This window comes from Nocardia amikacinitolerans NBRC 108937 (genome assembly GCF_001612615.1).
Classification (GTDB): Bacteria; Actinomycetota; Actinomycetes; order Mycobacteriales; family Mycobacteriaceae; genus Nocardia; species Nocardia amikacinitolerans.
This window is the reverse complement of record NZ_BDAU01000013.1, coordinates 207212-232410: the sequence shown is the minus strand read 5'-3', so window position 1 is coordinate 232410 and position 25199 is coordinate 207212. Positions and strand designations below refer to the sequence as shown.

Below are 25199 nucleotides of genomic sequence, written 5' to 3'. Positions count from 1 at the left end.
GAACCGGTGCGACCGGGCCGGTCGGTGACGGCGGGCGGTGGTTTGCGACGGCGGGCGGCCGGAGTTCAGCGGTGGGCCTGCGGCCTGGGGGTCGCTGGCGGGCGCCGACCGGGATTCAGCCGGCGGCGACCGAGATTCAGCAGCGGGCGGGATTCGGCGGCGGGTAGCGAGCGGAGTGCGGCGGCGGGCGGATTCAGCGGCGGGTGAAGACCGCGCGGAAGAGTCCGACGGCGGTGCCGCGCAGGAAGTTCTCCCAGCTGAAGTGGTCGTGCCACAGCACGATTCGGCCGTCGCGCAGCTCGAAGGTGCCGGTCACCCAGAACCCGATCTCCACCGGACCGAACCGCAGGTAGTCGGTGCGGTCGGTGAGCACGATGTCGCCGTTGCCCGCGATGTGGTGCATATCGACGCGGAAGCCGAACATCGGACGATCGAGCCCGCGCAACACGCCGCCGACGCGCCGGATGCCGCGCACGTCCGGTAGCGAGGTGTTCTTCCAGACGATGTCGGGATCGAGCAGTTCCAGCGCCTCGCCGACCGCACGGAGCTCCAGGGCGGCGAAGAATTCCCGCACCGTGGTGATCGCGTCCTGCTGCAGTTGGAGTTCGTCGGACATGGTTCGACTTTAAGCCGCTTGGCCGCCCTATGTGGTGTTGTTTTCGGCGGTCCGGCGGGCGATCAGGACGGCGAGGCCGTCGAGGACCCGCTCGATGCCGAAGTTCAGCGCGTCGCCGGGGTCGTCGGCGTAGGGCGGGTTCGCCGATCGGGCGGCCTCCTCCGCGAAGGCCGCCCTGACCGCGGGATAGCGATCGGCCGCGGCGGCCATCGTCTCGGTGAACTGCCGCAGCACCTGCTCGGCCGTGTCGGTCTTGCCCGCCGCACCGACCTGCTGGGCGAGGCTGCGCACGTGGCCGTTGAGCAGGACCACCGTGTCCAGCCGCTCGGGTCCGGTCAGCCCCGTGCCGTCCATCGCGACCACCGCGGCCTCCAGCCAGCCCATCTCGTTGGGGCCGATCGGGCGCGCTCCGACGGCTAGCTCGAGCGTCCACGGGTGCGCGCGGTAGCGGTCGAAGATGGCCAGCGCCCAGCCGCGCAAGGCCTCCCGCCATCTCGGCTCGCCCGGCGGTTCGGGCGGCTCGCCCATGGCCGTGTCCAGCATCAGTGCGATGAGCTGTTCCTTGCCCAGCACGTAGCGGTACAGCGACATCTTCGTGTAGCCGAGCCGTTCGGCGAGGCGCTGCATGGACAGGTTGACCAGGCCATCGGCGTCGGCGAGCGCGATCGCCTCCGCGACGATCCCGGCCAGCGTCAGCGAGGGCTTCGGTCCGCGCCGAGGCGGCTGCCTGGTGCCCCACAGCAGTTCCGCGGTGGTGGGTGACGACATCGGCGAATCCTCCAGGACGAACGGGTTGACCCGGAACTGTGTCTACCATACGCTGATTTGCGTCTGCCGGAAACAGAATATGGCGGACGCAATTCGCCAATTCGGGAGAAACCATGCGCCACCATTCCGTTCTCGTGTCCGGCGCCGGTATCGCGGGCCCCGCCCTCGCGTTCTGGCTGCACAGGTACGGGTTCGAGGTCACCGTCGTCGAGCGCGCCGTGGCGCCGCGGCCCGGCGGGCAGGCCGTCGATTTCAAAGGCCGCACGCACCGCACCGTGTTGGAGCGGATGGGTGTGTGGGAGGAGATCTGGGAGCACCGCACCGGGGCGTCGGACGTGGTGTTCGTCGACGAACGCGGCTCGCGGCTCGCGCTCATGTCCGGCGACTTCACCGGCGGCGATGTGGAGATCCTGCGCGGGGACCTCGCCGAGATCCTCTACCGCCACACGGCCGACGACTGCGAGTACGTCTTCGGGGATTCGATCACCGGGCTCACCGAGAGCGCCGATGGCGTGCACATCACCTTCGAGCGCGGACCGGATCGCACCTTCGACCTCGTCGTCGGCGCCGACGGAATCCATTCCCGGGTCCGGCATTTGGCGTTCGGGCCGGAGCGCGAGTTCGTGCGACACCTCGGGCACTACTACTGCGTCGCCGGGGCGAGCCCGTGGAGCGACTCGTCGACGCAACGCGAGCGGGCCGTCGCCTACGGTCACAACGCGCCGGGACGGCTCGCGATCAGCGGTGGCTCGAAGGCCCAACAGCTGTACCTGTTCGCGGCGCCGGAACTGGCGTACGCGCGGGACGACATGGACGCGCAGCGGCGCATCGTCGCCGAGCACTACGCGGGGCTCGGCTGGGAGGTGCCGCGGATGCTCGCCGAACTCGCCGAGTTCGACGACGTCTACCTCGATTCGATGGGGCAGGTGCGGATGGACCGCTACACCGCGGGCCGTGTCGCGCTCGTCGGCGATTCGGCGTACGGAAACACTTTGGGCGGCTTCGGAACCGGGCTCGCTGTGGTGGGCGCGTACGTGCTCGCCGGGGAACTGGCGCTCGCGGATGGCGACCACACCGTCGCGTTCGCCCGCTACGACGAGATCATGCGCCGGTACGCGAAGATCGCGGGCAACTCGAACGCCGGGCGATTCCTAGCGCCGTCCACTGCTATCGGCATCCGGCTTCGCAACTGGTTCCTCGGCTCCCGGCTGTTCACGCTGATGACGAAGTACGGCGACAACGCCGCCAACGACATCGACCTGCGCGACTATCCCGCCCTGCTGGCGGCGCGCTGAACGGATTTCCCGAGTTTCGGTGGAACCGCTTCGTGCGCGGGTGCGTCTATTAGGTTCAAACGGCACTGACGGAAGGGGCCACCGCGATGGCAGTGCACGGTACCGACAGCAGCGCGATCACCAATCCCGAGAACGCGCAGAGCTTTTCCCACGCGGAGATCAAAGCAGCCGCCGACAGGATGAACCCGAGCGCGTCGATAGCCGCTCAGGACGCATGGGCCGGGCTGTCCGGGATGGTCATCGCCGCCGGTGAGCAGTTCGGCTCGGCGCTACAGCGGGCGGTCGACCAGCGGTGGGAGGGCGCCGCGGCGGACGCGGCCGTGCGCGGTGTCCGCGACTTCCTCGGCAGGCTCGGGGAACTCGGGGCGGCGCTGGGCAGGCAATCGGAGCCGATCGCGGCGGCGGCGAGCGCGGCCGCGCAGTTCAAGGCGGCCATCCCGGAGGTGAGTACCGGGAATTCCGCTGCGCCGGAGGAGCGCAACGCGCAAGAGGACCAGGCGCGCGACGATATGAACAGGCTCTACATCCAGCCGTACGGTGCGACGGCGGCGCGGATCCCGACGTTGCCGTCGCCGGTGGGGGTCGGCGGTGCCGGTGCGGACGGGCTCCTCGAGGGCGCTCTGCCGGGTACGGGCAGGATGACCGATTACAGTGCGGGAGCCGGGCTGGGGACGCAGCCGGGAGCTGGAGCCCAGCCCGGGAATGAGACGCTATTCGGGGCGGGGGCGCATTCCATAGGTGCCGGAGCACAACCCGCACTGGGAGCGCAGCCGGTGAACGCCTCGCACCTGGGGACAGGAGCGCACACCAAAAATGCCGCGCAGCCGGGTAGCCACGGTCAGTTCGAGTCCGGCGCCCAGCCGGGGGGCCTGGCACAGCCGGGGACCGGGACCCAGCCGGTGAACGGCGCAGAGCCAGCAACTGGTGCGCAGTCGAGTGCGCAGCAGGAGAACGGCGCGCAGGCCGGCACCGGGACCCAGGCCGGAGACAGCGCACGGGCCGAGGACGGCACACGGCCGGGATCCGGTGTGCAGCCTGAAGGTGGCGCGCAGCACGTCGCGGAAGGGCAGTCCGGCTTCGGGGCTCGACCTGGAACCGGAACGCAGACCGAGAACGGTGCGCAGGCCGAGGATGGCACCGAAGAGCAGTACGGGTCTGGCGCGCAGCCGGGGACCGGCGGACAACCCGAGAACGGCGCGAAACCGGGCACCGGCGGACAGGTCGGGTCTGGTCCCGACCACCTCGTCGGGGACACGACCGGCGCGCAAGGCGGGGCGGGGACGCGACCAGGAGAATCCATGGAGCAGGGGACGGCGTCGAATCACGGCTCGTCCGCCGGGGACAACGGCGAGCGTCCCCCGAACTCGACCGGCGGCGAAACGGACTCCGTTGCGGCACAGTCTGTTTCCGCACAAGAAGTCGCATCCACGCCGCCGAGCTCAGCCGCATCGTCCCCGACGTCCGCATCGCCCCCACCATCCTCGGTGCCCGCGCCCGCGCCCTCCGCGCCGCCTCCTACGTCCGCGGTTCCCACGCCCGCCGCGGCGCCCCCGATGCCCGCCGCACCAACTCCGACGTCCGTAGGTTCCGCGCCGTCCACGGCTTTCCCGTCCCTCACCTCGTCGCAACCCACGTTCTCGGCACCGACCCCACCCCTCGCACCGAACGCACCCCTCGGTCAATCCCCCATCGCAGGCCCACCACCTCCGCTCGCCCCCGCCGCGCTCCACGATCCCGCACGTCCGTCCGCGCCTGTCCCACCGCCCAACGCCCCCGCACCACCACCGAGCCCCGGCTCCTCCGTACCCGCCCAGCCCGCGGCAACCCCGAATCCCGCACCGCCGTCGGGTGTTCCGGCCCGCGCGGGCATCCCCGGCTCCACCGGCTACGCGGGCCTGATGCCGTCCGCGCCGCGAACCCGGGCCGAGGAGGACGGCGAGCACCGGTCGGCGAAGTATTTGCGCTCCGAAGAGCACGGCCAAGAGCTGATCGGCGAGACGCCCAAGACCGTCCCGCCGGCGTTGGGAGCCGACTGATGGCGCAGTGGATACTCTCGGCCGAGCAGTTCGCGGCGGTGTGGTTCGGCACCGGACTGGATCGGATGCCGTTCCCGTTCCGCTTCACCAGCCGCTTCCCCGGCCTTCGCGAATACCAGGCGTACCAGCGCGATTTCCGCACCGAGCTGGAACACGACGAGCACGTGCCGCTGCAACGCGCCATCCAGGTGCTGGCCCGGCCCGATTGGCGCATCGAGCTTTTCGGCATCGACAACCGGCGCGGCGGCGCTGAGCTGCGCGCCATCGGCTGCGCCCACCGGGGTGGTTCCGGCGTCGTCGCGTTGCAGAACCCGGCTCCCGACGGCGGCCGAATTCGGCTGCGCCGCTGCCGCACCGACCAGCTCGCCACGGAACTCGTCCGCTTGCTCCCCGACCGTGAGCCGGGCACCGTCGCCGAAAGAACCTATCTCCTCGATGATCTCGCCGACGAACGCACCGACCCCTTCGGCACCATACCGGCCACCGCGACAAGGGACCGCTACCGCCGATTCTGGCGCCAGCCATGTACGACGCGCGGCACCGTCACCGTCCTGCTCGGCCCCCGCAACGCCGATCCTCTCCGCACCGGCAAACTGCGCTGGATCGACACCGACGACGGCCGCTACTGCGAAGTCCCCGCCAACCGCGCCCTGATGATCCGCCCCGCCACCACCGCCGACATCGCCCGCTACCTGGACGAATCGATCATCCGGGCGCGTGCCCGCATGGACTGACCAGGCCCGTCCGCTGATTGCGGGATTGACGGGGCGGGCTCTCGTCGGATGTCGCAGCGGCACAAAGCTTCGCGGGATTGGCGCACTACCGGATGGTCGCCGACGCCAGGAATGAAGTTAGCGTGGGCAAGATCAGGTCGGACCGGTACATGATGTCGTAATGCGTTGTGCTCGGCACGATTTCGAGTCGAGCACTCGCGGCCGCACCGTGGCTCAGCCGGGAGACCATATCCGTGGCGTGTTCTCGATACAGGGCGTCGGATTCGGCGACGAGTACGAGCGTCGGCGCCTGGATCATCGCCAGCTGCGCACCCCAGTCGTAATCCTGGGCGAGCAGCTGCCGGGTCTTCGTCACCAGAGACGTCCAGCCGGCCGGATCCGGTGCGACGCTCCTGTAGAGCTGGTACATGGGGGTGCCGCGCATGGCGTCGGGTTCCATCGCGGCCATCCCGGCGCGCGTGGCGGGCATCCAGCCGTCGGAACGGTAGGGCGCCGACATGACGACCAGCCGACCGACCAGGTCCGGTGCGCGAGCGGCCACCTGCATCGCGACACCGCCGCCGAGCGAGTAGCCGAACAGATCGGCCTTGCCGAGATTCAAGTGGGTGATGAGCGCCGCGACGTCATCGGCCATCGACTCGTAGCTCAGCGGGCGCTCGCGATCGGGTGTATGACCGTGGGCCTGCAGCTCTACCGAGATGACCCGCCGGTTCTCGGACAGCTCCGGGATGAACGCGCCGAAGGTGGATTCGGCGGTCGAGAGCCCGCCGTGCAGCAGAATCAACGGCTGCCCGGCGCCGCGAGACTCGTAGTAGAGCCGACCGCCGTTGATCTCGGCGTAGCGACCCCTGCCGTCGGCGGATGCCTGATCGGCCGCAGCGGGCAGAGGTTGCGAGGTGGACACGCCACCGCCGGTGGTGTCGTCGCTACCGCAGCCGCTGACCAGCGAAGCGGATACGGCCACGGCGCTCAGGACGGACAGCGACACGATGCGCATACGCACGGTTCGATCCTCTCGGTCGGGTGGCGCGTTCACGCCGCGAATCGCTCTGCGCCGACGAGGAATTCGCCGGAGACCGGGACCAGCAGGTCGATATTCGGATTGTGGCTCAGCTTCGCCACTTCCTCGTGCCGCGCGTTCGGAAGCACGGCGGTAATGGCTCGTGCGGCGGACCGCAGCAGGGCTCCGCTCTTGCCGCCGGAAACGACCAGCGTGGGAACCTTTACGCCCGCCCAGTCGGCCGGACTCAGTGCCGAACCGCGCATGTACGGACCCATGATCGCCCAATCGTGGGCGGTGCTAGGCGCGGTGGCCAGCAGACTTTTCCAGAAGGGTGTGAAGCGCATGATCGCGGCGAACAAGCGCGGCGTACCCATGCCCTTGGTCATGAAGTACCTCACCACCTCGGCGCGCCGATCCGCGGCGATCAGCTCGTGCAGTTTCACCGCCAGATCCGCTGGGGGAACGAAGTTCTCATGGTCGGTGACGAACGGCGGCTCGAAGGCCACCACCTTCGTGATGCCGGGTACCCGACCCGAGGCCGCGGCGAGCAGCGCCAATCCCGCACCTGAGGACCAGCCGAAGACCGCCGCCTCGCCGCCGACCGCCTCGATCAGCGCGGCGAGGTCGTCGATCTCGTTCTCGACGTCGTACACACCGGGCGAATCGGTGCTGTCACCGCGACCGCGCCGGTCGTAGTTCACGACCGTGAGCCCATACTCCTGGCTCAATTTCCGGGCCAGCTCGACCATTTTCGGAAATGCCCGGTAACTGAATGCTCCGCCGATCAGGATCACCGTTCCGGCTTCACCGCCGACGGTGCGATCGAATGCCAGCTCGACGCCCCCGGGCGTGGTGATGGTCTCCACGTTCAATGTCCTTCTCCGCAAACCAGATTCAACGGCGCTGTCCGGCACCGCTCACCGATTGAGACGATGGCGCGCTCTGAGATTCATCGCAGGTACCTGTGATGTGCATCACATGCCTTCGTGTCGCACCACGGTCCTCACCTGCGCCCGCGGCAGCAAGTCGGCAACGCCGGGTGCAGCCGCGCACGGAGCGAAGGCGGGGTACGCACGACAGGCGCCGCCGGACGACAGTCCGTCCGAAACCCGCGCATGGCCGCAGTGAAGGCGGAGGTACGCCTAGGTTGGAGGGATGACAACACGGGATGAAATCGAGTCGTTTCTCGACGAGTATCAGGCCGCGTTGAGCGCATTCGACGCCGAACGGTCGGCCGCCATGTGGGGCACGCCGGGCAGCATTCTCAGCGACGGTTTCGTGGGTTCGCTGTCGAGCAACGCCGAGATGGCGCAGGGGCTCGCGCAGTCGTATCCGTTCTATCAGCGCCTCGGGCTCGCCAGGGTCGGCCACACCCTGCTCGAGCACGTCGACCTGACGCCGCTCATCACGCGGGTCCGGGTCCGCTGGCACTTCTACGACGAGAACGACGATCTGCTCACCGACGGCGACTACGAGTACCTGCTGCGGCGCGACGACGAGACCCTGCACACCTACGTCGCGGTGCCGATCGACGAGGTGGAGAAGCTCACGCAACTCGCCGCGGCCAAGGGCATCGATCTGTCGGCGGGCTAGCCGCGGCCCGGTCCTCATCCGCCCACGGTCACGGTCAGCAGACGGCCGGGATGCCGAAAAACGAAACGCCCCCGGACATCCCGGGGGCGTTCGCGACAACTACGACTCAGCCGAGCAGGCGCCAGTCCTCCAGACCCTGGTAGAGCGGCACGCTCTGGGCCAGCTTGGTGACGCGGCCGCGCAGGGTCTCCACATCCGAGCCGCCGACCAGTGCGGTGGCGATGATGTCGGCGACCTCGGTGAACTCGGCGTCGCCGAAGCCGCGGGTGGCCAGGGCGGCGGTGCCGATGCGCAGACCCGAGGTCACCATCGGCGGGCGCGGGTCGAACGGAACGGCGTTGCGGTTCACCGTGATACCGATCTCGTGCAGCAGGTCCTCGCCCTGCTGGCCGTCGATCGCGGAGTTGCGCAGGTCGACGAGCACCAGGTGCACGTCGGTGCCGCCGGTGAGCACGCTGATGCCCTTGCCGCTGACGTCGGCGCCGTTGAGGCGCTCGGCCAGGATCTTGGCGCCGGAGAGGGTGCGCTGCTGGCGGTCACGGAACTCGTCGGTCGCGGCGATCTTGAACGCGGCGGCCTTGGCGGCGATGGCGTGCATGAGCGGACCGCCCTGCTGGCCGGGGAACACCGAGCTGTTCAGCTTCTTGGCGAACTCCTGCTTGGCCAGGATCAGACCGGAACGCGGACCGCCGAGGGTCTTGTGCACGGTGGAGGACACGACGTCGGCGTAGGGCACCGGGGAGGGGTGCAGACCGGCGGCGACCAGACCGGCGAAGTGCGCCATGTCCACCCACAGGTAGGCGCCCACCTCGTCGGCGATCTCGCGGAACGCGGCGAAGTCCTGGTGCCGCGGGTAGGCCGACCAGCCTGCCACGATGACCTTCGGCTGCGCCTCCTTCGCGATCTTGCGCACCTCGTCCATGTCGATGCGGTGGTCTTCCTTGCTCACCCCGTACGAGTGCACCTCGTAGAGCTTGCCGGAGAAGTTCAGCCGCATGCCGTGGGTCAGGTGACCGCCGTGCGCGAGGTCGAGGCCGAGCAGCTTCTCGCCAGGGTTCATCAGCGCCATCAGCACCGCCGCGTTGGCCTGCGCGCCGGAATGCGGCTGCACGTTGGCGAATTCGGCGCCGAACAGTTCCTTGGCGCGGTCGCGGGCGAGGGTCTCGACGACGTCGACGTGCTCGCAGCCGCCGTAGTAGCGACGGCCCGGGTAGCCCTCGGCGTACTTGTTGGTCAGCACGCTGCCCTGCGCCTGCAGCACCGCGCGCGGCACGAAGTTCTCCGAGGCGATCATTTCCAGGGTGTCGCGCTCGCGGGCGAGCTCGCCTGCCATCGCGGCAGCGAGCTCGGGATCGAGCTCACCGAGGGACTGAGTATTGACAGAGGCGGTCGTCTGCGTCACGGGCCTCAGTCTATTGGGGCAGGGTCGAGCTTCCGGCAGGGGGCCGGTCAGCGGATTCGCAGCAAGGTCGCGAGGTTGTCCTGGACGTCGTCGAGCGGACGGGTCGATTTCGTCGCGCGCGCCTGGACGATGGCGCCCTCGACCGCGCTGATCACGAAGCTCGCCAGCGACCGGGCCCGCGCCGCGTCCACACCGCGACCGGTCAGCCCGGCGGCCAGCAACTCGGTCCAGTCGGCGAAAGCGCTCCCCGCGGCGGCCTGCACGTTCGGCTCGGACTCGGCGAGCGCGGCGCCGACGATCGGGCATCCGGCGGTGTAGGCGCTGCTCTCCAGGGCTTGTTTCCACCACCCGACGAGCGCGCCGACCCAGTCCGCGGGCTCTCCCGAGCGGGTCACCGTCTCGATGACGGCCGACATCCTGCGACCTGCCACCTCGGTCGCCGCGGCGACCAGCTCGCTCTTGCCCGCCGGAAAGTGCTGGTAGAGCGAGTTGCGCGAGGCATTGCTCCGGTCCAGCAGGGCGGCGAGCCCGGCGCCGTGCACGCCGTGCTCGCGCACCAGCTCGATGGCGCCCTCGATCAACCGGGCGCGTGGGCCCTGCGTCATGGCCGTCCCTCTCTCCGACACCTTGCGTGAACCGATCGGTCCATGCTCCAATCATGACAGATGTGGACCGATCGGTTCATCGAAAGGATGGAAATCCATGAGTTCGCCCGCGCAGCTCGATCCGACACAGCTTTCGGGCCTCGAATTGCTGAAGACCGCGATGTCGCTCGAGGACCGCCCGCCGTTCATCGGCGACCTGCTCGGCATCGAGGCCGAGACGCTCGAACACGGCAAGGTGGTGTTCAGCCTGCGGACCCGCCCGGAGTTCGCCAACCCGCTCGGCAGCACGCACGGCGGCATCTGCGCGACGCTGCTCGACTCGGTGCTTGGCTGCGCGGTGCACACCACCCTGGAAGCAGGCGTCGGCTACACCACGCTGGAGCTGAAGATCAACTACATCCGCTCGGTGCCCACCGACGGGCGCAAGCTCACCGCCACCGGAACCACCATCCACGTCGGGCGCACCACCGCGACGGCCGAGGGCCGCGTCGTCGACGACCAGGGTCGTCTGGTCGCCCACGCCACCACCACCTGCGTCATCTTCCGCTGAGGAGCACAACCGTGACCGAACGCAACACCCTGCGAAAGTTCAAGCGAGAGCGGATGATCGGCCGCTACGTCGCGAATCCGACGGTGGCGGCGCTGGATCGGCTCGGCATCCGCACCGCATTGGTCTCCGAGCTGGAGACGACCGGCGCGAAAACCGGTCTCCCCCGGCGAGTTCCGGTGACCGCGTCGTTCGACGACGAGGGCGCCTGGATCATCTGCCAGCACGGTCCCCGCGCGGGCTGGGCGCGCAACATCACCGCCGACCCGCGGGTCCGGCTGCGCCGCGGCGACCGCTGGTACACCGGCACCGCGGAGTTCGTCCCCGACGACGACGTCGTCGCCAGGGCGCGCAGCTTCGCCACCGGGAGGATCGCGCGGCCGGTGCTCGCGTGGACGATCAAGGCGTTGGAGACCGAACCGATCTCGGTGCGCGTCACCTTCTCGGCAGCCTGAGGTCCGAGCCGACTCGTCGGCGGCCTGGTCGCTCGGTCCGGCTCCGCGGCGTGCGAACCCACTGGTTTTGGGGGCTGCACGGACCGTAACGATGTGGGTGGCGCGGACCGGTTTCACAGGTGACGTTGTTCCCGTCGAAACCACTCAGGAAGTCGCCATGCTGAATCTCGTCTCGGTCCCCAACAGCCCGATCGAAGCGCTTCTTCGGACGCTCTCGCTGCTGATGTGCTCGCTGTCCTCCGGGGAAGGGTGCGCGGTCATCCAATGACGAAGACCGCGCCCGCCCGAAGTGGTGGCGGGCGCGCTTTCGTCACCTCGCGGTTCACATCGCTCGCAAACGCTCTCGAGGGGAGCGGGCTCATCTAGCAGCCGCGGCAGAAGCTTCACATCGTGCGCGGCGAGTGAGCGGCCCACCCGGCAGACGCGGCATGCGGTCCACATCGCGCAGCGCGCCCGGAGCGAGCAGCCCACCCAGCACACACGGCATGCGGTCCACATCGCGCAGCGCGCCCGGGCGAGCAGCCCACCCAGCACACGCGGCATGCGGTCCACATCGCGCAGCGCGCCCGGAGCGAGCAGCCCGCACAGGCGCGGCACGGTATCCCCATCGTTCGCAGCACGCCTGGGAGTGAGGGGCTTACCCCCGGCGCGGCGCGTGGTTCACATCGCGCGCAGCGCGCCAGGGGTGAGCGGCTCGTCCAGCAGGCGCCGGAAACGGTCGGCGCGCTCGTCGGCGTCGGCGGCGCGGTCCAGCCAGCCGCCGAGCAGGCGGTATCCCTCGACGTAGGTGCTGATGTAGGCGCGCCACAGCGGCGAGGAGAGGAACCGCAGCGATTGCCGCGCCCGCTCCGGGGTCGTCAGATTCCACTGCTGCAGGAACTCCGCGACCTCGGTCTCGTCGCGACGGCGATCGTGCAGCAGCAGGGCCGCGTCCTGGCGCACGGCGAGCAGTTTCGCCGAGGCCGTGGACAGGCGCTCGGCGCGGTCGCCGTCGAAACGCAGGCCGAGATCGGCGTAGATCTCCTGCGCCCACTTCCCCCAGCCCGGCCCGACTATCGAGCGCAACGCCAGATCGGCGAGACCCTCGGCCATCAGGCACTGCGGCGTGTTGACCAGAAACAGCGTCTGTTCCGCCTGACCAGCCGCCACCAGACCGGCCTCCTTGCGGCAGTGCTCGGTGTGGTGGCCGGGGTAGGACTCGTGCGCGATCAACTGCGGCAGGTTCGACATGTGCTGTCGCAGATCGGAATTGATCGCGACCTTGGAGTGGTAGTTGCCCAGGTAGTAGTTGAATCCGGACCACGGCTTGTCGCCGACCACCTCGTAGGTGACGTGCTCGTGGTCGGGCAGCGGGTACCGCTCGCGCACCAGTTCGCGCAGCGCGCCGGAGAACGCCTCGACGCAGACGCTCAACCGTTCCGGTGGGATCTCGTCCGCCTTGCGGTGCGCGGCGACCCGTTCGGCGAGCGGTCCGTCGCCCGCGAGCACCTCGTCCATCTGGCGGTGCGCGTCGCGATAGTCCTCGACGTCGCCCGAGGCGATGTCGACGTCGAAATAGGCGCGCACCTCGTCGACGAAGCCGATGTCGTCGCCCGCGAACTTGCGGCCCGAGCACTCCAGCGCGCGCAGGTGCACGTCGAGGAACTCCACGCGCTCCGAGGACAGGCCCGCCTCGGGCAGTTCCGCGCGCAGTTCGGCGGCGCGGCGCGCGAGATCACGTGGCTGCGGCGCGGGGGCGTTCTGCACCTCCCGGCGCAGCTGCGGGTCGCCGGTGTACGCGTCGACGAAACCTTCCTCGAGCCGGTCGAAAGCCAGGCCGAGTCGCAGGTACTCGGTGACGAGGGGATGCGCTTCCATGCCAGCCGACAGTAGCGGCAACCGGCCAAGGTATCGAGGTAGTTACCAGCCGGTAGCGGTACCCCCCGTTTCACACAGCGCCGGTGCAGAGGAGAATTCGACCATGCGGCGAGAGCTAGATCGAATCTCACAGAGCCGACCCGGCTCGAGTGCGTGTTTGCCGAAATGGAGCGTCGGGTAAGTGGCACGAATGAGCGAGCCGAGCCCCTACGTGGAATTCGACCGTAAGCAGTGGCGAACGCTGCGCAAATCGACTCCACTGGTGCTCACCGAGGAAGAACTGATCGGGCTGCGTGGTCTCGGCGAACAGATCGACCTCGAGGAAGTCGCGGAGGTCTATCTGCCGCTCGCTCGTCTCATCCACCTCCAAGTCGCCGCGCGTCAGCGCCTGTTCGCCGCCACCGCGACCTTCCTCGGCGAGACGCATCCGGACCAGCAGGTGCCGTTCGTGATCGGTGTCGCGGGCAGCGTCGCGGTCGGAAAATCGACCACCGCGCGTGTGCTGCAGGCATTGCTGGCCCGCTGGGATCACCATCCGCGTGTGGATTTGGTCACAACCGACGGGTTCCTTTATCCCACGGCCGAACTCACCCGCCGCGGCATCATGCACCGCAAGGGTTTTCCGGAGAGCTACGACCGGCGCAAACTGCTGCGCTTCGTCACCGAGGTGAAATCCGGCGCGGCCGAGGTGTGCGCGCCGGTGTATTCGCACAATTCCTACGACATCGTGCCCGGCAAATTGCACTGCGTGCGCCAGCCCGACATCCTCATCGTCGAGGGACTGAATGTGCTGCAAACCGGTCCGCGCCTTATGGTTTCGGATCTGTTCGATTTCTCCATCTACGTCGACGCGCGCATCGAGGACATCGAAAACTGGTACGTGCAAAGGTTTCTCACCTTGCGCGAGACCGCCTTCGCCGACCCCGCCGCCCACTTCCACCACTACGCGGGCTTCACCGACGAGCAGGCGACCGCCACCGCCAAGGAGATCTGGAACTCCACCAACCGCCCCAACCTCGTCGAGAACATCCTCCCCACCCGCCCCCGCGCCACCCTCGTCCTCCGCAAGGACGCCGACCACAGCATCAACCGCCTCCGACTCCGGAAGTTGTAATCCATTGCCCCGCAACGGGATGCAGCACCGAAGGCGTGCGTACGGCACAACACACGGCTCGCGACGCGGTCCAGCCCTCGCCTAAGCCTTTGCCGCCCACAGCTTCCCGGCCCGCAACCAGTCGACTATCATCTGAGCCGATCAAAGGCGGGGACATAACTGGGGGGGGAGCCAGTGGGATCTTTGACGTGGTGGCGGTTCTTGACGATTCCGGCCGCCTTCGCTGCGGCATATCCGTTCATGGGCGTGTACATCGGTGTCCACCCGGATCACGAGCTGATCCCCTATCCGTGGAACTGGCGCACGGTGGCGCTTGCGGCCCCGCTGATTTCGACTGTCGTGTGGTGCGCGTTTCCACGCGCTCGCGGCGAAGCAGTCGCGTTCATGGCGGGTGTCTGGGCATGGACCGCGTTCTTCGCCAGTATCTTCGGAGGCCTGTGAACCCCTACAGCCGCCACGCTTGGTCCAAGCGCGCCGCCACGTCGATGTCGAGTACCGAGGCGATGTGGGGTTTGCGGATTTCGGTGGCTATGTAGCGGGCGACGAAGCGGCGGATCTCGTGGTCGACGCCGACGAGGACGCGCAGGAGTTGGGCGCGCTTGGTGCCCGCCGCCACGTTGACGCGGACATCGCGCCGGCGGGGTTCGGCGATCTCGATGAGCACCCGGAGCGGTTCGGCGGTGCGAGCGGTGAGGTGCAGGTGGACCGTGCCGTCCACCTCGAAGCGGTGCCGGTCGATGCCGAGGTCGACGAGCATGCCGACGCGCAGCGGCAGGACCAGTTCGAATGAGATGACCTCGTCGAGGTGGCGGTGCACGCGCGGAATACCAAGGCGCACATGGGCGACGACCTTGGCCAGCCGAGCGGGCCCGACTCGGATAGGGCCGATGTCGAAGGCCGCTCCGGTCAGTTCGCCGAACGCGGCGGCGACGCGCTCTTCGGATACGGCGTATTCGAGGAAGCGGCGGCCGAACTCCTCGTAGCTGAGGGGCCGACCCGGCCCGTCACCGCGCGCGGCGGGAGCGGACGTCGGCGGGGTCTGCGTCAGAACTTGCACAGACCGGACGGTACTGGAATGTGGACTTTTCAGACCCCGAAACGGCGATGTCGGGCCGCGTAATCGCGTAAGGCGCGGAGGAAATCCACCCTGCGGAACTCCGGCCAGTAGACCTCGGTGAACCATATTTCCGAGTATGCGCTCTGCCACAGCAGGAAGCCCGAAAGTCGCTGCTCACCCGACGTGCGGATGACCAGGTCCGGATCCGGCTGACCCGAGGTGTAGAGATGCTGGCCGATGGCGTTGACGGTGATCGACTGCACCAGATCCTCGCCGGTCTCCCCCGCGGCCATCTCCTGGCGCACCAGCGAGCGCACCGCGTCGGTGATCTCCTGACGCCCGCCGTACCCGACCGCCACGTTGACGTGCACGCCCTGACGCCCCTCGGTGCGCTCCGCCGCGGTGCGCAACCGCTTGGCGATCAGCTCGGGGAACCCGTCCAGCGAACCGACGATGCGCACGCTCCAGTCTCGTTCCGGCGCGGAGAGCTCCTCTACGACGTCGGTGATCACTTCGAACAGCGTCTCCAGCTCGTCGGGATCGCGCTGCAGATTCTCGGTCGAGAGCAGGTAGACGGTGACCATCTCGATGCCCTCGTCCGAACACCAGCCGACCAGCTCGGCGATCTTCAGCGCGCCGACCCGGTGGCCGTGGCTCACATCGGTGAACCCGTTCTCCCTGGCCCACCGGCGATTGCCGTCGCACATGACCGCGACGTGGCGTGGGTGTTGTTTATCGGCCAGCTGCTTGGACAGCCGGGCCTCGTAGATGCGGTATGGCAGACCACGCACCCGACTCCGAAGCTCCACGGCGTCCAACAGTACGCCTCGGTGGCGCGATTCCGGCATCGGCCGCGATTCCCCGGTACAGTGGCATCCGGCGCGAACCTACGGTGGCGTAGGTTACTCATTGGTTAACTAGGAGGTCACACTCGTGTCCGAATCTGTCGGCGCGGCCGACGCGGAGCTGGTCGGCGCCTCCCCCGCCGAGGCACTCGCCGCGCTGGTCAAACCAAGGATGCGCGGCTGGATCCACACCTGGGCGGTCGGCATCGCCGCGCTCGCGGTGATCGCGCTTGTCGTTGAGGCGGCCACCGTGTCCGCGACGGCCGGCTGGTCGACCCTGATCTACGGGCTCACCGTCTGCGGGTTGTTCGGCATCAGCGCCGTCTACCACCGCGTCACCTGGGAGACCACGCGCACCCGCATCCGGATGAAGCGCGCGGACCATTCGATGATCTTCCTGTTCATCGCGGGCAGCTACACCCCATTCGCGCTACTCGGCCTGCCGGGCCGCACCGGGCAGACGCTGCTCGCGGTGGTGTGGGCGGGCGCTCTCGCCGGTGTCGCACTCAAACTGCTGTGGCCGACCGCGCCACGGTGGGTCGGCGTTCCGCTGTATCTGTTGCTCGGCTGGGCGATCGTGCCGGTGGCCGGGCAGTTGAACAATCAGATCGGTATCGCGCCGCTGATCCTGCTGCTGATCGGCGGGCTGATCTACAGCGGCGGCGCGATCCTCTACGCCACCAAGTGGCCCAACCCGTGGCCGACGGTGTTCGGGCACCACGAGTTCTTCCACGCCGCGACGGTGCTCGCGGCGCTGAGTCACTACATCGCGATCTGGTTGGTCGTGCTGCGCTGAGTTCGGTCACCGCGCATAGTCGTCAACGGCACCCGAACTCGAGGCTTGGCGTCCGCGCCGAACTTCGGCCCGGCAGCGCCGAGGTTCCAGCCGCGCCGAGCAGCCACACCGAACTCTCGCCACCCGCGCCGAGTTCATCGCCCCCACCGCACTCGGTGCCCGACATCCAAACCGAACCTCGGCCCGACAGCGCCGAGATTCGAACTGCGCCGAGCCGTCGACAGCCACACTGAACTCTCGCCACCTGCGCCGAGCGGCAGCCGCGCCCGGGTTCGTCGGCGGCCACACCGGGTCCCTCGGCAACCCGCGGATGGTCTCGGCGACTACCGTGCCGAGCGGCCGACCAACGAGATATCCGTTGCCGCCTCTCGGCCCGATCGAGCCGGATAAGCTGCTTTTTCGTGTCACTCGTCGCCACCCGTCCCCGCTCGCACCGGCGGTCACCTTCTCCGGCGGGTGGTCGCGCGTCGTGATCGCCAAGCTCGTCGTCTGGGCGCTCAAGGCCCACTGGGGTCTGTCGGCCGTGATCATCACCGCGAACTTGAGCGGTCTCGCGGTCATCGTCACCGGGCTGTGGCTCAGCGGGTTCTTCGGCCGACTCGGCGAGGACTGGATGCGCACCATGGGCCTTGTCGCGATCTACCCGGCGGTCGGGCTGCTCGCGGGCGTCGGCCTGGCCATGCGCGACCGCGGCAGGTACTTCGGCTGGCTGGATCAGAAGCGCAAGCCGACGGTGGCGGAGGCGCGCAGACTGTTGCGGCTGCCGATCGCGATCACCGTCCGGGCGCTGGCGCTGTGGATACCTGGCGTGATCATCGTGACCGCCACGTTCACCCACCTGACCGAAATCGATACCCCAGGTGTGACGGCGTCGCTGTTCACCCTCGGCGCGTTGCAGTCGGCGGCGGTGACCTTCCTGATCGTGGACCGGCTGATCCGGCCGACCGTTCCGGTGGTGTCGGCGGTGCTCGGCGGCACCATGCACTGGAGTTCGTCGGTGCTGGTGCGGGTCGTCGTCACCTGGGGTGTCGCGGGCGCCATGCCGCTCGCCATGCTGATCGTGGTGCTCGCCGATCCCGCCGCGGCCGCTTCGGACCGCATCCGCACCGCCATCTATCTGTCCGCGGTGGGCATCGGCGTCGGCGCGCTTGCCACCGCCATCCTGGCCCGCGCGGTGGCCACCCCGATGCGGACGCTGCGGCTGGCGCTGGATCTGATCAGCAGGGGCGAGACGAACGTCCGGGTGCCGGTCGGCAGCAGCAGCGAGATCGGGCGGCTCGAACACTCGGTCAACGAGCTGGCCGCGAATCTGCGCGAACGCGAACGGATGCGCGACGTATTCGGCAGGCACGTCGGCGCGCAGGTGGCCGAGCGGGCGCTCACCGGCGGCATGGACCTGACCGGTGACGTGCGCGTCGTCTCCGCGTTGTTCGTCGACGTGACGGGCTCGGTCGCGCTGTCCACCGGCCTGCCGCCGCAGGAGTTCGTCGCCAAGCTGAACCGCCTGCTCTCGATCGTCGTCGCGGCGACCGAGGAGAACGACGGGCTGGTCAACAAGTTCGAGGGCGACGCGGCGCTGTGCATCTTCGGCGCGCCGATCGCGCTGCGGGACAACGCGACTCCGGCGCTGCGCGCGGCCCGCCGAATCCGCGACGAGGTGACGGCCGTCGGCGAGCTCGACATCGGCATCGGTGTCGCGCGCGGACAGGTCTTCGCCGGGGACGTCGGCACCGATACGCGCCTGGAGTTCACCGTCATCGGCGACGCCGTCAACGAGGCCGCCCGACTGACCACCGAGGCCAAGGACGTGCCCCGCCGAATCCTGGTGAGCGGCGCGGTGATCGAGGCCGCGGCGCCGCACGAGCGCGCGCAGTGGACGCTCTACGACAACATTCTGCTGCGCGGCATGCAGGAACCGACAGCCTGCTGGACCGACACCGAACCGGCTGCGCCCCAGGACGATCCGGCTGTCGATGGCGCCGACGACCGCGCGCTGCCAAATGGCAATCCGAACGCGGCCGCCGAAGCAACCGACGGCCGCACGCTGCCATCCGGCGCCACGGACCCGGTCGACACCACCGCCGACCAGTCACCCGTCAGCGCCATCACCGAAATACGCAGCACCGCAGCGGAATCAGACTAGCCGACACGGCCTGCCTGCCGACCCCGCCTGCCCGGCACGAGCGACGCGCGCCCGTCGACCCGTCCTCCAGCAGCCGCCGCTAGTGCCCCGTCCAGAAAGGTTGGACGCACAATCCGACCAAAGGCCACTGTCAGTCGGCCCATCGCGATGAAGGTCACCCTCGGTCGGTCCACCCTGGGCACGCAGGTCGGGTGAAAGAAGGTCACCTCCAGTCGGTCCGAAGGGATGGGGGTGACCTTCAGTCGGTTACCGCGCCGACCACTGGACGCGCCGCTACCGTGGTGCGATGCGGAACAAGCCGCTCATCGTGCCCTGGTAGAGCGTGCGGTCGGGGGAAATGGTGCCGACCATCTGCAGGGTGTTGTGCACCGCGGTGGCGCCGATCAGCTTCTCTTTCTCGATGCGACCGGTGGCGGCGTCGATGACGGTGTAGCGGAAGTTGTCGGTCACGCCGACGCTGCCGGTCGGAATGATGGTGTGCCGGGTGACGGTGTAGATCTTGCCGTCGGCCACCGACAGGCGCGGAACAGCCGCGGACAGTGCGTCATTGGTCCACTTCACCTGGCAGCCGGAGCCGGTGACGTCGACTCGCACCATGCCGCCGGTGAACTTGGCGCCGGCCGGTTCGCTGGGTCCTGCGCCCTCCGGGACGGCCGGATACGGGTATCCGTAGGTGCTGGCGACGAAGAGGCTGTTGCCGGAGCCGATCGGCGAGTTCTCGGTGCCGTCGACGGTGGGCACCGAACAGACGAGGTTTCCGGTGGCGGTGTCGAAGACCAGCAGGTTCTCCTTGGGCACCGCGTTGTCGGTGATGGCGAGATACTCGGTGCCCGCGCCGGGACCGAAGAAGGTGGGAGTCGCGCCCGTGCCCCAGCTGAGCTGACCGGGTTTGCGGGCGGGGCCGCGATCGTAGGCATACCGCCAGTTCACCTGCGGATTGCCGGAACCGTCCACGGTGACCAGGTAGAGCGCGTGCGTGGTGGCGATCGCGACGCCTTCGGGAGCGGTGGAGATGCTGTTGGCCACCTTCTCGCCGGGGCCGAGCACGATCGAGCGGGTGGCTCCGGTGGCCGGATCGAAGAACCCGGCGGCCGCGTTGTCGGTGGCGAACCACACGCGACCGTCGAAGTCGGCCATCACCGAACTGACCGCGTCACAGTCTCCGCCGCCGCAATGACCCGTAACCGCTTGCGAGATATCGGTTCTCGACTCGACGAACACCTGCCAGTCGTCGCCCGCGCGCCGGTGGCCGATCCGCAGCAGCTCACCGCTGCCGTCGACGGTGACCATGCGGTCCTGGTTGTCGAGATAGGCGTAGACGCCGCCGAGCAGACTGCCCTTGGTCAGGTCGAGCGAGGCGAGAGGGTGGCCGTTGCGCGGATCGAGCAGGAACACCTTCGGCGCGCGGTCGAGGATCTTGGTGCACAGCGCCTGCGGCATACCGTCCGCACCCTGCAGGATGGTCGGGCACGCGGCGGCGAGTTCGCGGAAATCGCTGTCCACGTCACCGCCGCCAGGGCCGGCGAACGGTGTGGCATCGGAGGATTCGGCATCGCCGTGCATGGTCGCGGTGCCCAATGGCCCCAGGTGCGGATTGGCCGGAGGTAGGGAAAACGCTGCGGTCGCCGATCCGGTGGTGAAGGTCAGCAACACTGTCGTCCCCAGCGCGACGGTCGCGACGGCGCGACCCAGTCTCTCGAACACGGGCTTCTCCCTGACTAGTGGGTGCGGGGCGTCGACCAGGCCGAAAACCCGCCCAGTGCGAATACTCGAATTGTCTTGTCTGAGTATTCGCATGGCGCTACACGCTAGAAGGGTCGGCGGGAGTTGGCAAGAGTTTCGAGAGCTCCCGAAGGCACGGGTGCGACGCTCTCGAATCAGCGGGAGCTGTCGGCCATGACGGCCCCGAGCGCGCGGGCGGCCGCGGTGAGCTCTCGAATGTAGTGCTGCCGCTCGGGTCGCGACACGGACAGTCGAAGTGGACCGATCTGCAACTCCCACAGCGCGTTTCCGCCCCGATCGAAAACCGGCGCGGCCAGATAGCTGATCGGCAACGGTTCGTCGGCATCGAGTGCGGCGGCGGTGTGCAGGCGTCCACCGGCCTCGGCCACGAGTGCCTGAACCTCGTCGCGCAGTTGCGGATTCGACGCATTGGCGGACAGATGCGCGATGACTCGCCCCAGAACGTCGATGCGATGCAGGTCGGCGACGTCTGCTCCCCATGCGGCGAAGCCGCGGTCGGCGATCTGCCGGAGTCCGCGCTGCCACTCGGTCCTGCGCTCGGCCGGGCCGCCGGCGATCCAGTTCCGTTGGACGGCAGGGTCGGCGAACGCGACGACGGCCGCGCCGGCGGGAGCTTGCAGGGGAAGCCGGAGTCCGACCTCGACTCCGGCGGGGATATGGCCGACGCCGCGCGTGACGGCGATGAAGACGAGCTGACCCGATCCGACCACGCTCAGTGCCGCGCCGCAGCCGACACGGGCTGCCAAACCGTCGAGCAGGCTCGGCACAGCCGCGGCACCTTCGAGCGCGGCGCGTGCCCGCTCGGCCATGGCCAGGAACCCCGGACCGAGCACATACCGAAGATCCGGCAACCGGCTCACCCAGCCGTGCCCGTCCAACGAGCCGAGAATGGCGCCGGCCGTCGAGCGGCTCAGCCCGAGACTGTCAGCCAAATCCGCTGCGGTAGCCGGTGATTCGAGCGCGGCGAGTCGTTCCATCAGCGCGACGACGCGGTCGGTCGGCGGCGACGAGCGGGCCGAGCCGCTTTTGTCTGCCGACACCGACACCCCACTCCGCGACCGAGTTCGATTCATGCATTGACTGGCCCGAATATTCACATCGGGCTCGGGTTGGTGTCAACCCGATGCCGATCGCCCCCCGCAAAGAGGGGCCGCCCCCTCGGCCGACGCCGCGTTCCCACACAACTTCCATACGGTTCACATAGCCACCGACTATGTGAGGCGTATGAAAGCTGTGTGGCAGCGGGTAGGTCAGCCTAGGTGGGGGCTTCAGTTTTGGCTCAAGGAGTGCCGGAGGTCTTGTGCTGTGGTCACCGGCAGGTCGCAGACCGATCCGCGGCAGACGTAGGCCGCGGCGGCGGCCGACACAAGCGGACGGTCGACGAGTAGCGGAGCCGAATCCGGGGCTCCCGCGAGGATCACCGAGCCGCCCGGCGCGAGTTCTCGTGCGACGGCGAGCAATTCCGTTGCGGTGTCGGCGTTCTCGGCCGACGACGCGATCGCGATCTGCAGTGGGCCGCGCAGCGCCGCCTCCGCGACCGTGAGCCACTGACCCGCCGAGCGGGGAGCGCGGGCGAGCACGACCGCGCCCCGGCGCAGCGTCGCTTCGGCGAGTTCCCGGTAGCGCACCGCGCGTTCGACGTCGCTGACCGCCGCGGCGGTGAGCAGCGCCTCGGCAAGCGCGGACGCACCCGCGGGAGTCGCGCCGTCGATGGGGTCGCGCGGACGGGCGACCAGCGTTTCGGCGTCGTCGGCGGTGTCGAACCAGCTGCCGGACGCCTCGGGATCGGCGAAGCGCTCGACGGCGGTGTCCAGCAGCCGCTGCGCCTGTTCCAGCCTTTCCGGGTCGCCGGTGGCCTGGTACAGCGCGAGCAGGCCGGTGACCAGCCAGGCGTAATCCTCGAGCACGCCGGCCGAGGCGCCGACCACGCCGCCCAGCGAGGCGCGGCGCACCCGACCGTCGACCACGTGCTCGGACAGCAGGAACCGCGCGCAGCGATCCGCGGCCGCGACCCAATCGGGCCGCCCGAGCGCCGAACCCGCCTCGGTGAGCGCGGTGATCGCCATGCCGTTCCACGCGGTGACCACCTTGTCGTCGCGGGCGGGCTGCGGGCGCTTGTCGCGCTCGTCGCGCAGCGCCTCCCGCGCCCGATCGAACCGCTCCTGTTCGGCCGCGTCCCGCGGATCGCGATAGCGGGTGAGGACCGAGGTGCCCTGCTCGAAGTTGCCCGCCGTCGTCACGCCGAAAAAGTCTGCGGCCCAAGCTCCTTCGATGGGGCCGAGGGCGCCGATGAGTTCGGCGGGCGTCCACACGTAGGTCGCGCCCTCCACGCCGGGGCCGCCCGGTTCGAGATGGGTGTCGGCGTCCAGCGCGGAGGCGAAGCCGCCGTGCGCAGAGCCGAGATCGTCGAGGACGAAGTGCGCGGTCTCGCAGGTGACGCGCAGCGCGAGCGAATCCTGCGCGTGCGGTGTGCGCCGCGCCAGATGCGCGTAGGCGCGCAGCAATTGCGCGTTGTCGTACAGCATCTTCTCGAAATGCGGTATCAGCCAACGGTTGTCGACCGAGTAGCGGGCGAAGCCGCCGCGCAACTGGTCGTAGATGCCGCCGCGCGCCATCGCGTCGGCCGCGCGGTGCACGACATCGCGGACTGCCGTGTCGCCGGTGCGCTCCCAACTGCGTAGCAGCCCCTCCATCAGGGCGGACGGCGGGAACTTCGGCGCACGGCCGAACCCGCCGTGCTCGGCGTCCTCGTCGCGCAGCACCGCGGCGACCGCGTGATCGAGCAGTTCGGGCGAGACGCTCAGGTCGGCATCGGGCAGACCGGCGGCCTGCGCCCGCAGGGCCTCGACGACCTGGGCCGACGCCTTGTCGACCTCCTCGCGCCGGTTGCGCCAGGTGTCGCTGACGGCGGTGAGCAGCTGACCGAACGAGGGCATCCCGCCGCGTGGATGCTTCGGGAAGTAGGTGCCGCAGTAGAACGGCTCGCCGTCCGGGGTCAGGAAGCTGGTCATCGGCCAGCCGCCCTGACCCGTCATGGCGACAGTGGCGTTCATGTAGATCGCGTCGAGGTCAGGGCGCTCCTCGCGGTCCACCTTCACGCACACGAAGTGGTCGTTCATCAGCGCCGCGGTCGCCTCGTCCTCGAACGACTCGTGCGCCATCACGTGGCACCAGTGACAGGAGGCGTAACCGATGGAGAGCAGGATCGGCACATCGCGCCTGCGAGCCTCCGCGAGCGCCTCGGCATCCCACTCCCACCAGTGCACCGGGTTGTCCGCGTGCTGACGCAGATACGGTGAGGTTGCTTTCCCGAGCCGGTTCATATCTTCCACGGTCTCACAATTCCGGCCCCTCGCACCCGTCCCCGCGACACGAACACGTCCCCGCTCGACTCCCCGCCTAAGCTCCGATGCTCGACTTGTAACACATTTTTGTGACACAATCGCGGCATGACTGCCATTCCGATCCGTGAGCTGTCCCATCACACCGCACGGACATTGGCGCTGGTCAAGGCAGGCGAGACAGTCGATATCACCGAGCGTGGCACCGTCATCGGCCGAATCGTTCCGGTGGACCCGACCCGCGATGTGCGGGCTCGCCTGACGGCCGAAGGCCGGATGCGGCCGGCATCGAGGGGTCGCGCCGACTTGCTCGCCGACCTTCGCCGTCGGATCGAGCAAGCACCAGTAGACAATGCGGGCCGCGCCGGTGCGGCGTTGCAGGACCTGCGCGACGACGAGCGGTATTGATGCTGTACCTCGACACCAGCGCACTGGTCAAGCTGGTTCACCCGGAAGCCGAGACCGCTGCGCTCGTGCGCTGGCTCCAAGAGCACTCAGACCTCCCCTGGGTCGCGTCGGCGCTCGTAGAAGTCGAACTGGTCCGTGCCGTGCGGGTCGCCGAACCCGCAGATCTCGTGCACGTTCCCACCGTGCTGGCACGAGTGGATATGGTGGAAATCGATGGCATCGTCCGGGCGAACGCCGCCGCGGTATCACCGGCAACTGTGCGCAGTCTGGACGCGATCCACCTGGCCACCGCCCTCGAATTGGCCGCAGACCTGACCGCGCTCGTCGCCTACGACAAACGTCTTGGCGAGGCGGCGGAGGCTGCTGGATTGGTCTGGGCCGCACCACACTAGTCCGAAAGCGCGTGGGTCTCGTGACAGGTGGGTGTCAGGTCGGGCGCCGATGGTTCTCGCATGACGAATTCAGCGATTGCGGTTTCCGGACTGCGAAAGGCCTACGGGGACAAGGTGGTGCTCGACGGCATCGACCTGAATGTCCGTGCGGGCACGATCTTTTCCCTGCTCGGACCGAACGGTGCGGGTAAGACGACGACGGTGAACGTGCTGAGCACGTTGATCGCGGCCGACGGCGGGTCGGTACGCGTCGCGGGCCACGACGTCGGGACCGAGGCCAAGGCGGTGCGCGCGGCGATCGGGGTCACCGGTCAGTTCGCGGCGGTGACGTCCAGCCTCGGTCTCGATCATCTTGGTCCGCTTGCCGTTTCGAGAGTTGCCGCCGTCGCGGCCGACTGGGCGTGCTTGGCATAACGGACCATCTGTTTGTTGTTGCCAGCGACCACTCC

At 68.8% G+C, this 25199-nt stretch carries 24 protein-coding genes and 1 pseudogene; 13 read left to right on the top strand and 12 right to left on the bottom strand.

Annotated elements, in window-relative coordinates:
• Positions 1–193: 193 nt before the first annotated feature.
• Together NAM01S_RS13835 and NAM01S_RS13830 are read right to left on the bottom strand one after the other, a co-directional pair.
• On the bottom strand, positions 194–616 hold the full coding sequence (locus NAM01S_RS13835; RefSeq protein WP_067784739.1) for a limonene-1,2-epoxide hydrolase family protein: 423 nt from the start codon (positions 614–616) through the stop codon (positions 194–196).
• Positions 617–643: 27 nt separating this feature from the next.
• Complete coding sequence (locus NAM01S_RS13830; RefSeq protein ID WP_067784736.1) at positions 644–1384, bottom strand: TetR/AcrR family transcriptional regulator; 741 nt, start codon at positions 1382–1384, stop codon at positions 644–646.
• A 113-nt stretch (positions 1385–1497) separates the two neighbouring features.
• Between NAM01S_RS13830 and NAM01S_RS13825 the strand changes: the two genes are divergently transcribed.
• From NAM01S_RS13825 to NAM01S_RS13805, 3 genes are all read left to right on the top strand, one after another.
• On the top strand, positions 1498–2679 hold the full coding sequence (locus tag NAM01S_RS13825; RefSeq protein ID WP_067784733.1) for an FAD-dependent monooxygenase: 1182 nt from the start codon (positions 1498–1500) through the stop codon (positions 2677–2679).
• Between the two features lie 86 nt (positions 2680–2765).
• Positions 2766–4715, top strand: a complete 1950-nt coding sequence (locus NAM01S_RS35010; RefSeq protein ID WP_157107731.1) for a hypothetical protein — start codon at positions 2766–2768, stop codon at positions 4713–4715.
• On the top strand, positions 4715–5449 hold the full coding sequence (locus tag NAM01S_RS13805; protein WP_067784721.1) for an ESX secretion-associated protein EspG: 735 nt from the start codon (positions 4715–4717) through the stop codon (positions 5447–5449). The genes NAM01S_RS35010 and NAM01S_RS13805 overlap by 1 nt, the downstream gene beginning before the upstream one ends.
• A gap of 85 nt (positions 5450–5534) precedes the next feature.
• Here NAM01S_RS13805 and NAM01S_RS13800 read toward each other — a convergent pair whose 3' ends face one another.
• Both NAM01S_RS13800 and NAM01S_RS13795 read right to left on the bottom strand, forming a co-directional pair.
• Positions 5535–6446, bottom strand: a complete 912-nt coding sequence (locus NAM01S_RS13800) for an alpha/beta fold hydrolase (protein ID WP_084482915.1) — start codon at positions 6444–6446, stop codon at positions 5535–5537.
• A 35-nt stretch (positions 6447–6481) separates the two neighbouring features.
• On the bottom strand, positions 6482–7318 hold the full coding sequence (locus NAM01S_RS13795; protein ID WP_067784718.1) for an alpha/beta fold hydrolase: 837 nt from the start codon (positions 7316–7318) through the stop codon (positions 6482–6484).
• 289 nt (positions 7319–7607) lie between these two features.
• Between NAM01S_RS13795 and NAM01S_RS13790 the strand changes: the two genes are divergently transcribed.
• Positions 7608–8045 (top strand): DUF6841 family protein, encoded by a 438-nt coding sequence (locus tag NAM01S_RS13790; RefSeq protein ID WP_067784716.1) that lies wholly within the window; start codon positions 7608–7610, stop codon positions 8043–8045.
• Positions 8046–8151: 106 nt separating this feature from the next.
• Here the strand turns inward: NAM01S_RS13790 and glyA are convergent, their stop codons facing one another.
• Together glyA and NAM01S_RS13780 are read right to left on the bottom strand one after the other, a co-directional pair.
• On the bottom strand, positions 8152–9447 hold the full coding sequence (gene glyA / locus NAM01S_RS13785; RefSeq protein WP_067784713.1) for a serine hydroxymethyltransferase: 1296 nt from the start codon (positions 9445–9447) through the stop codon (positions 8152–8154).
• A gap of 47 nt (positions 9448–9494) precedes the next feature.
• Complete coding sequence (locus NAM01S_RS13780; RefSeq protein ID WP_067784710.1) at positions 9495–10052, bottom strand: TetR/AcrR family transcriptional regulator; 558 nt, start codon at positions 10050–10052, stop codon at positions 9495–9497.
• Positions 10053–10149: 97 nt separating this feature from the next.
• Between NAM01S_RS13780 and NAM01S_RS13775 the strand changes: the two genes are divergently transcribed.
• On the top strand, positions 10150–10602 hold the full coding sequence (locus tag NAM01S_RS13775) for a PaaI family thioesterase (RefSeq protein WP_067784707.1): 453 nt from the start codon (positions 10150–10152) through the stop codon (positions 10600–10602).
• 11 nt (positions 10603–10613) lie between these two features.
• Positions 10614–11054, top strand: a complete 441-nt coding sequence (locus NAM01S_RS13770; RefSeq protein ID WP_067784704.1) for a nitroreductase family deazaflavin-dependent oxidoreductase — start codon at positions 10614–10616, stop codon at positions 11052–11054.
• Positions 11055–11714: 660 nt separating this feature from the next.
• Here the strand turns inward: NAM01S_RS13770 and NAM01S_RS13765 are convergent.
• A complete protein-coding gene (locus NAM01S_RS13765; protein ID WP_067784701.1) occupies positions 11715–12911 on the bottom strand; it encodes a DUF885 domain-containing protein in 1197 nt (398 codons plus the stop codon).
• Positions 12912–13092: 181 nt separating this feature from the next.
• On the opposite strand from NAM01S_RS13765, the gene coaA reads away from it, so the two are divergent.
• Positions 13093–14025: a type I pantothenate kinase gene (gene coaA, locus NAM01S_RS13760; RefSeq protein WP_067784698.1), complete on the top strand. Its 933-nt coding sequence runs from the start codon at positions 13093–13095 to the stop codon at positions 14023–14025.
• 201 nt (positions 14026–14226) lie between these two features.
• Positions 14227–14466 carry a hypothetical protein gene (locus NAM01S_RS13755; protein ID WP_157107730.1) on the top strand — a complete coding sequence of 80 codons (240 nt, stop codon included), beginning with the start codon at positions 14227–14229 and terminating at the stop codon, positions 14464–14466.
• A gap of 4 nt (positions 14467–14470) precedes the next feature.
• On the opposite strand, the gene NAM01S_RS13750 is transcribed toward NAM01S_RS13755, so the two are convergent.
• Together NAM01S_RS13750 and NAM01S_RS13745 are read right to left on the bottom strand one after the other, a co-directional pair.
• Positions 14471–15082 carry a hypothetical protein gene (locus NAM01S_RS13750; protein ID WP_253798400.1) on the bottom strand — a complete coding sequence of 204 codons (612 nt, stop codon included), beginning with the start codon at positions 15080–15082 and terminating at the stop codon, positions 14471–14473.
• A gap of 29 nt (positions 15083–15111) precedes the next feature.
• Positions 15112–15930, bottom strand: a complete 819-nt coding sequence (locus tag NAM01S_RS13745) for an isoprenyl transferase (protein ID WP_067784692.1) — start codon at positions 15928–15930, stop codon at positions 15112–15114.
• A 118-nt stretch (positions 15931–16048) separates the two neighbouring features.
• Between NAM01S_RS13745 and trhA the strand changes: the two genes are divergently transcribed.
• Both trhA and NAM01S_RS13735 read left to right on the top strand, forming a co-directional pair.
• On the top strand, positions 16049–16723 hold the full coding sequence (trhA, locus tag NAM01S_RS13740; RefSeq protein WP_372511629.1) for a PAQR family membrane homeostasis protein TrhA: 675 nt from the start codon (positions 16049–16051) through the stop codon (positions 16721–16723).
• 469 nt (positions 16724–17192) lie between these two features.
• Positions 17193–18866 carry an adenylate/guanylate cyclase domain-containing protein gene (locus tag NAM01S_RS13735; protein ID WP_253798403.1) on the top strand — a complete coding sequence of 558 codons (1674 nt, stop codon included), beginning with the start codon at positions 17193–17195 and terminating at the stop codon, positions 18864–18866.
• Between the two features lie 273 nt (positions 18867–19139).
• Here NAM01S_RS13735 and NAM01S_RS13730 read toward each other — a convergent pair whose 3' ends face one another.
• From NAM01S_RS13730 to NAM01S_RS13720, 3 genes are all read right to left on the bottom strand, one after another.
• On the bottom strand, positions 19140–20570 hold the full coding sequence (locus NAM01S_RS13730; RefSeq protein WP_253798406.1) for a hypothetical protein: 1431 nt from the start codon (positions 20568–20570) through the stop codon (positions 19140–19142).
• 173 nt (positions 20571–20743) lie between these two features.
• A complete protein-coding gene (locus NAM01S_RS13725) occupies positions 20744–21649 on the bottom strand; it encodes a helix-turn-helix domain-containing protein (protein WP_253798409.1) in 906 nt (301 codons plus the stop codon).
• 228 nt (positions 21650–21877) lie between these two features.
• The gene (locus NAM01S_RS13720; RefSeq protein WP_067784686.1) at positions 21878–23932 is read right to left on the bottom strand and encodes a thioredoxin domain-containing protein; all 2055 of its coding nucleotides are present in this window, start codon (positions 23930–23932) and stop codon (positions 21878–21880) included.
• Between the two features lie 126 nt (positions 23933–24058).
• Here NAM01S_RS13720 and NAM01S_RS13715 point away from each other — a divergent pair, with 126 nt between their 5' ends.
• The 3 genes and pseudogenes from NAM01S_RS13715 to NAM01S_RS13705 all read left to right on the top strand — a co-directional run.
• Entirely contained in the window at positions 24059–24358 is a 300-nt protein-coding gene (locus NAM01S_RS13715; RefSeq protein ID WP_218018394.1) for a type II toxin-antitoxin system Phd/YefM family antitoxin, read from the top strand.
• Positions 24358–24750 (top strand): type II toxin-antitoxin system VapC family toxin, encoded by a 393-nt coding sequence (locus tag NAM01S_RS13710; RefSeq protein WP_067784683.1) that lies wholly within the window; start codon positions 24358–24360, stop codon positions 24748–24750. The genes NAM01S_RS13715 and NAM01S_RS13710 overlap by 1 nt, the downstream gene beginning before the upstream one ends.
• 60 nt (positions 24751–24810) lie before the next feature.
• Positions 24811–25089, top strand: a pseudogene (locus NAM01S_RS13705) (ATP-binding cassette domain-containing protein); the annotation flags it as partial.
• Between the last annotated feature and the right edge of the window lie 110 nt (positions 25090–25199).

Bases quoted from the DNA above. Each gene is read 5' to 3' on its own strand.
- NAM01S_RS13715 (WP_218018394.1), top strand. From the start codon at position 24,059: ATGACTGCCATTCCGATCCGTGAGCTGTCCCATCACACCGCACGGACA.
- NAM01S_RS35010 (WP_157107731.1), top strand. From the start codon at position 2,766: ATGGCAGTGCACGGTACCGACAGCAGCGCGATCACCAATCCCGAGAAC.
- NAM01S_RS13745 (WP_067784692.1), bottom strand. From the start codon at position 15,930: ATGCCGGAATCGCGCCACCGAGGCGTACTGTTGGACGCCGTGGAGCTT.
- NAM01S_RS13830 (WP_067784736.1), bottom strand. From the start codon at position 1,384: ATGTCGTCACCCACCACCGCGGAACTGCTGTGGGGCACCAGGCAGCCG.
- NAM01S_RS13710 (WP_067784683.1), top strand. From the start codon at position 24,358: ATGCTGTACCTCGACACCAGCGCACTGGTCAAGCTGGTTCACCCGGAA.
- NAM01S_RS13835 (WP_067784739.1), bottom strand. From the start codon at position 616: ATGTCCGACGAACTCCAACTGCAGCAGGACGCGATCACCACGGTGCGG.
- NAM01S_RS13765 (WP_067784701.1), bottom strand. From the start codon at position 12,911: ATGGAAGCGCATCCCCTCGTCACCGAGTACCTGCGACTCGGCCTGGCT.
- NAM01S_RS13775 (WP_067784707.1), top strand. From the start codon at position 10,150: ATGAGTTCGCCCGCGCAGCTCGATCCGACACAGCTTTCGGGCCTCGAA.
- NAM01S_RS13805 (WP_067784721.1), top strand. From the start codon at position 4,715: ATGGCGCAGTGGATACTCTCGGCCGAGCAGTTCGCGGCGGTGTGGTTC.
- NAM01S_RS13790 (WP_067784716.1), top strand. From the start codon at position 7,608: ATGACAACACGGGATGAAATCGAGTCGTTTCTCGACGAGTATCAGGCC.
- NAM01S_RS13780 (WP_067784710.1), bottom strand. From the start codon at position 10,052: ATGACGCAGGGCCCACGCGCCCGGTTGATCGAGGGCGCCATCGAGCTG.
- NAM01S_RS13825 (WP_067784733.1), top strand. From the start codon at position 1,498: ATGCGCCACCATTCCGTTCTCGTGTCCGGCGCCGGTATCGCGGGCCCC.
- NAM01S_RS13720 (WP_067784686.1), bottom strand. From the start codon at position 23,932: ATGAACCGGCTCGGGAAAGCAACCTCACCGTATCTGCGTCAGCACGCG.
- NAM01S_RS13800 (WP_084482915.1), bottom strand. From the start codon at position 6,446: ATGCGCATCGTGTCGCTGTCCGTCCTGAGCGCCGTGGCCGTATCCGCT.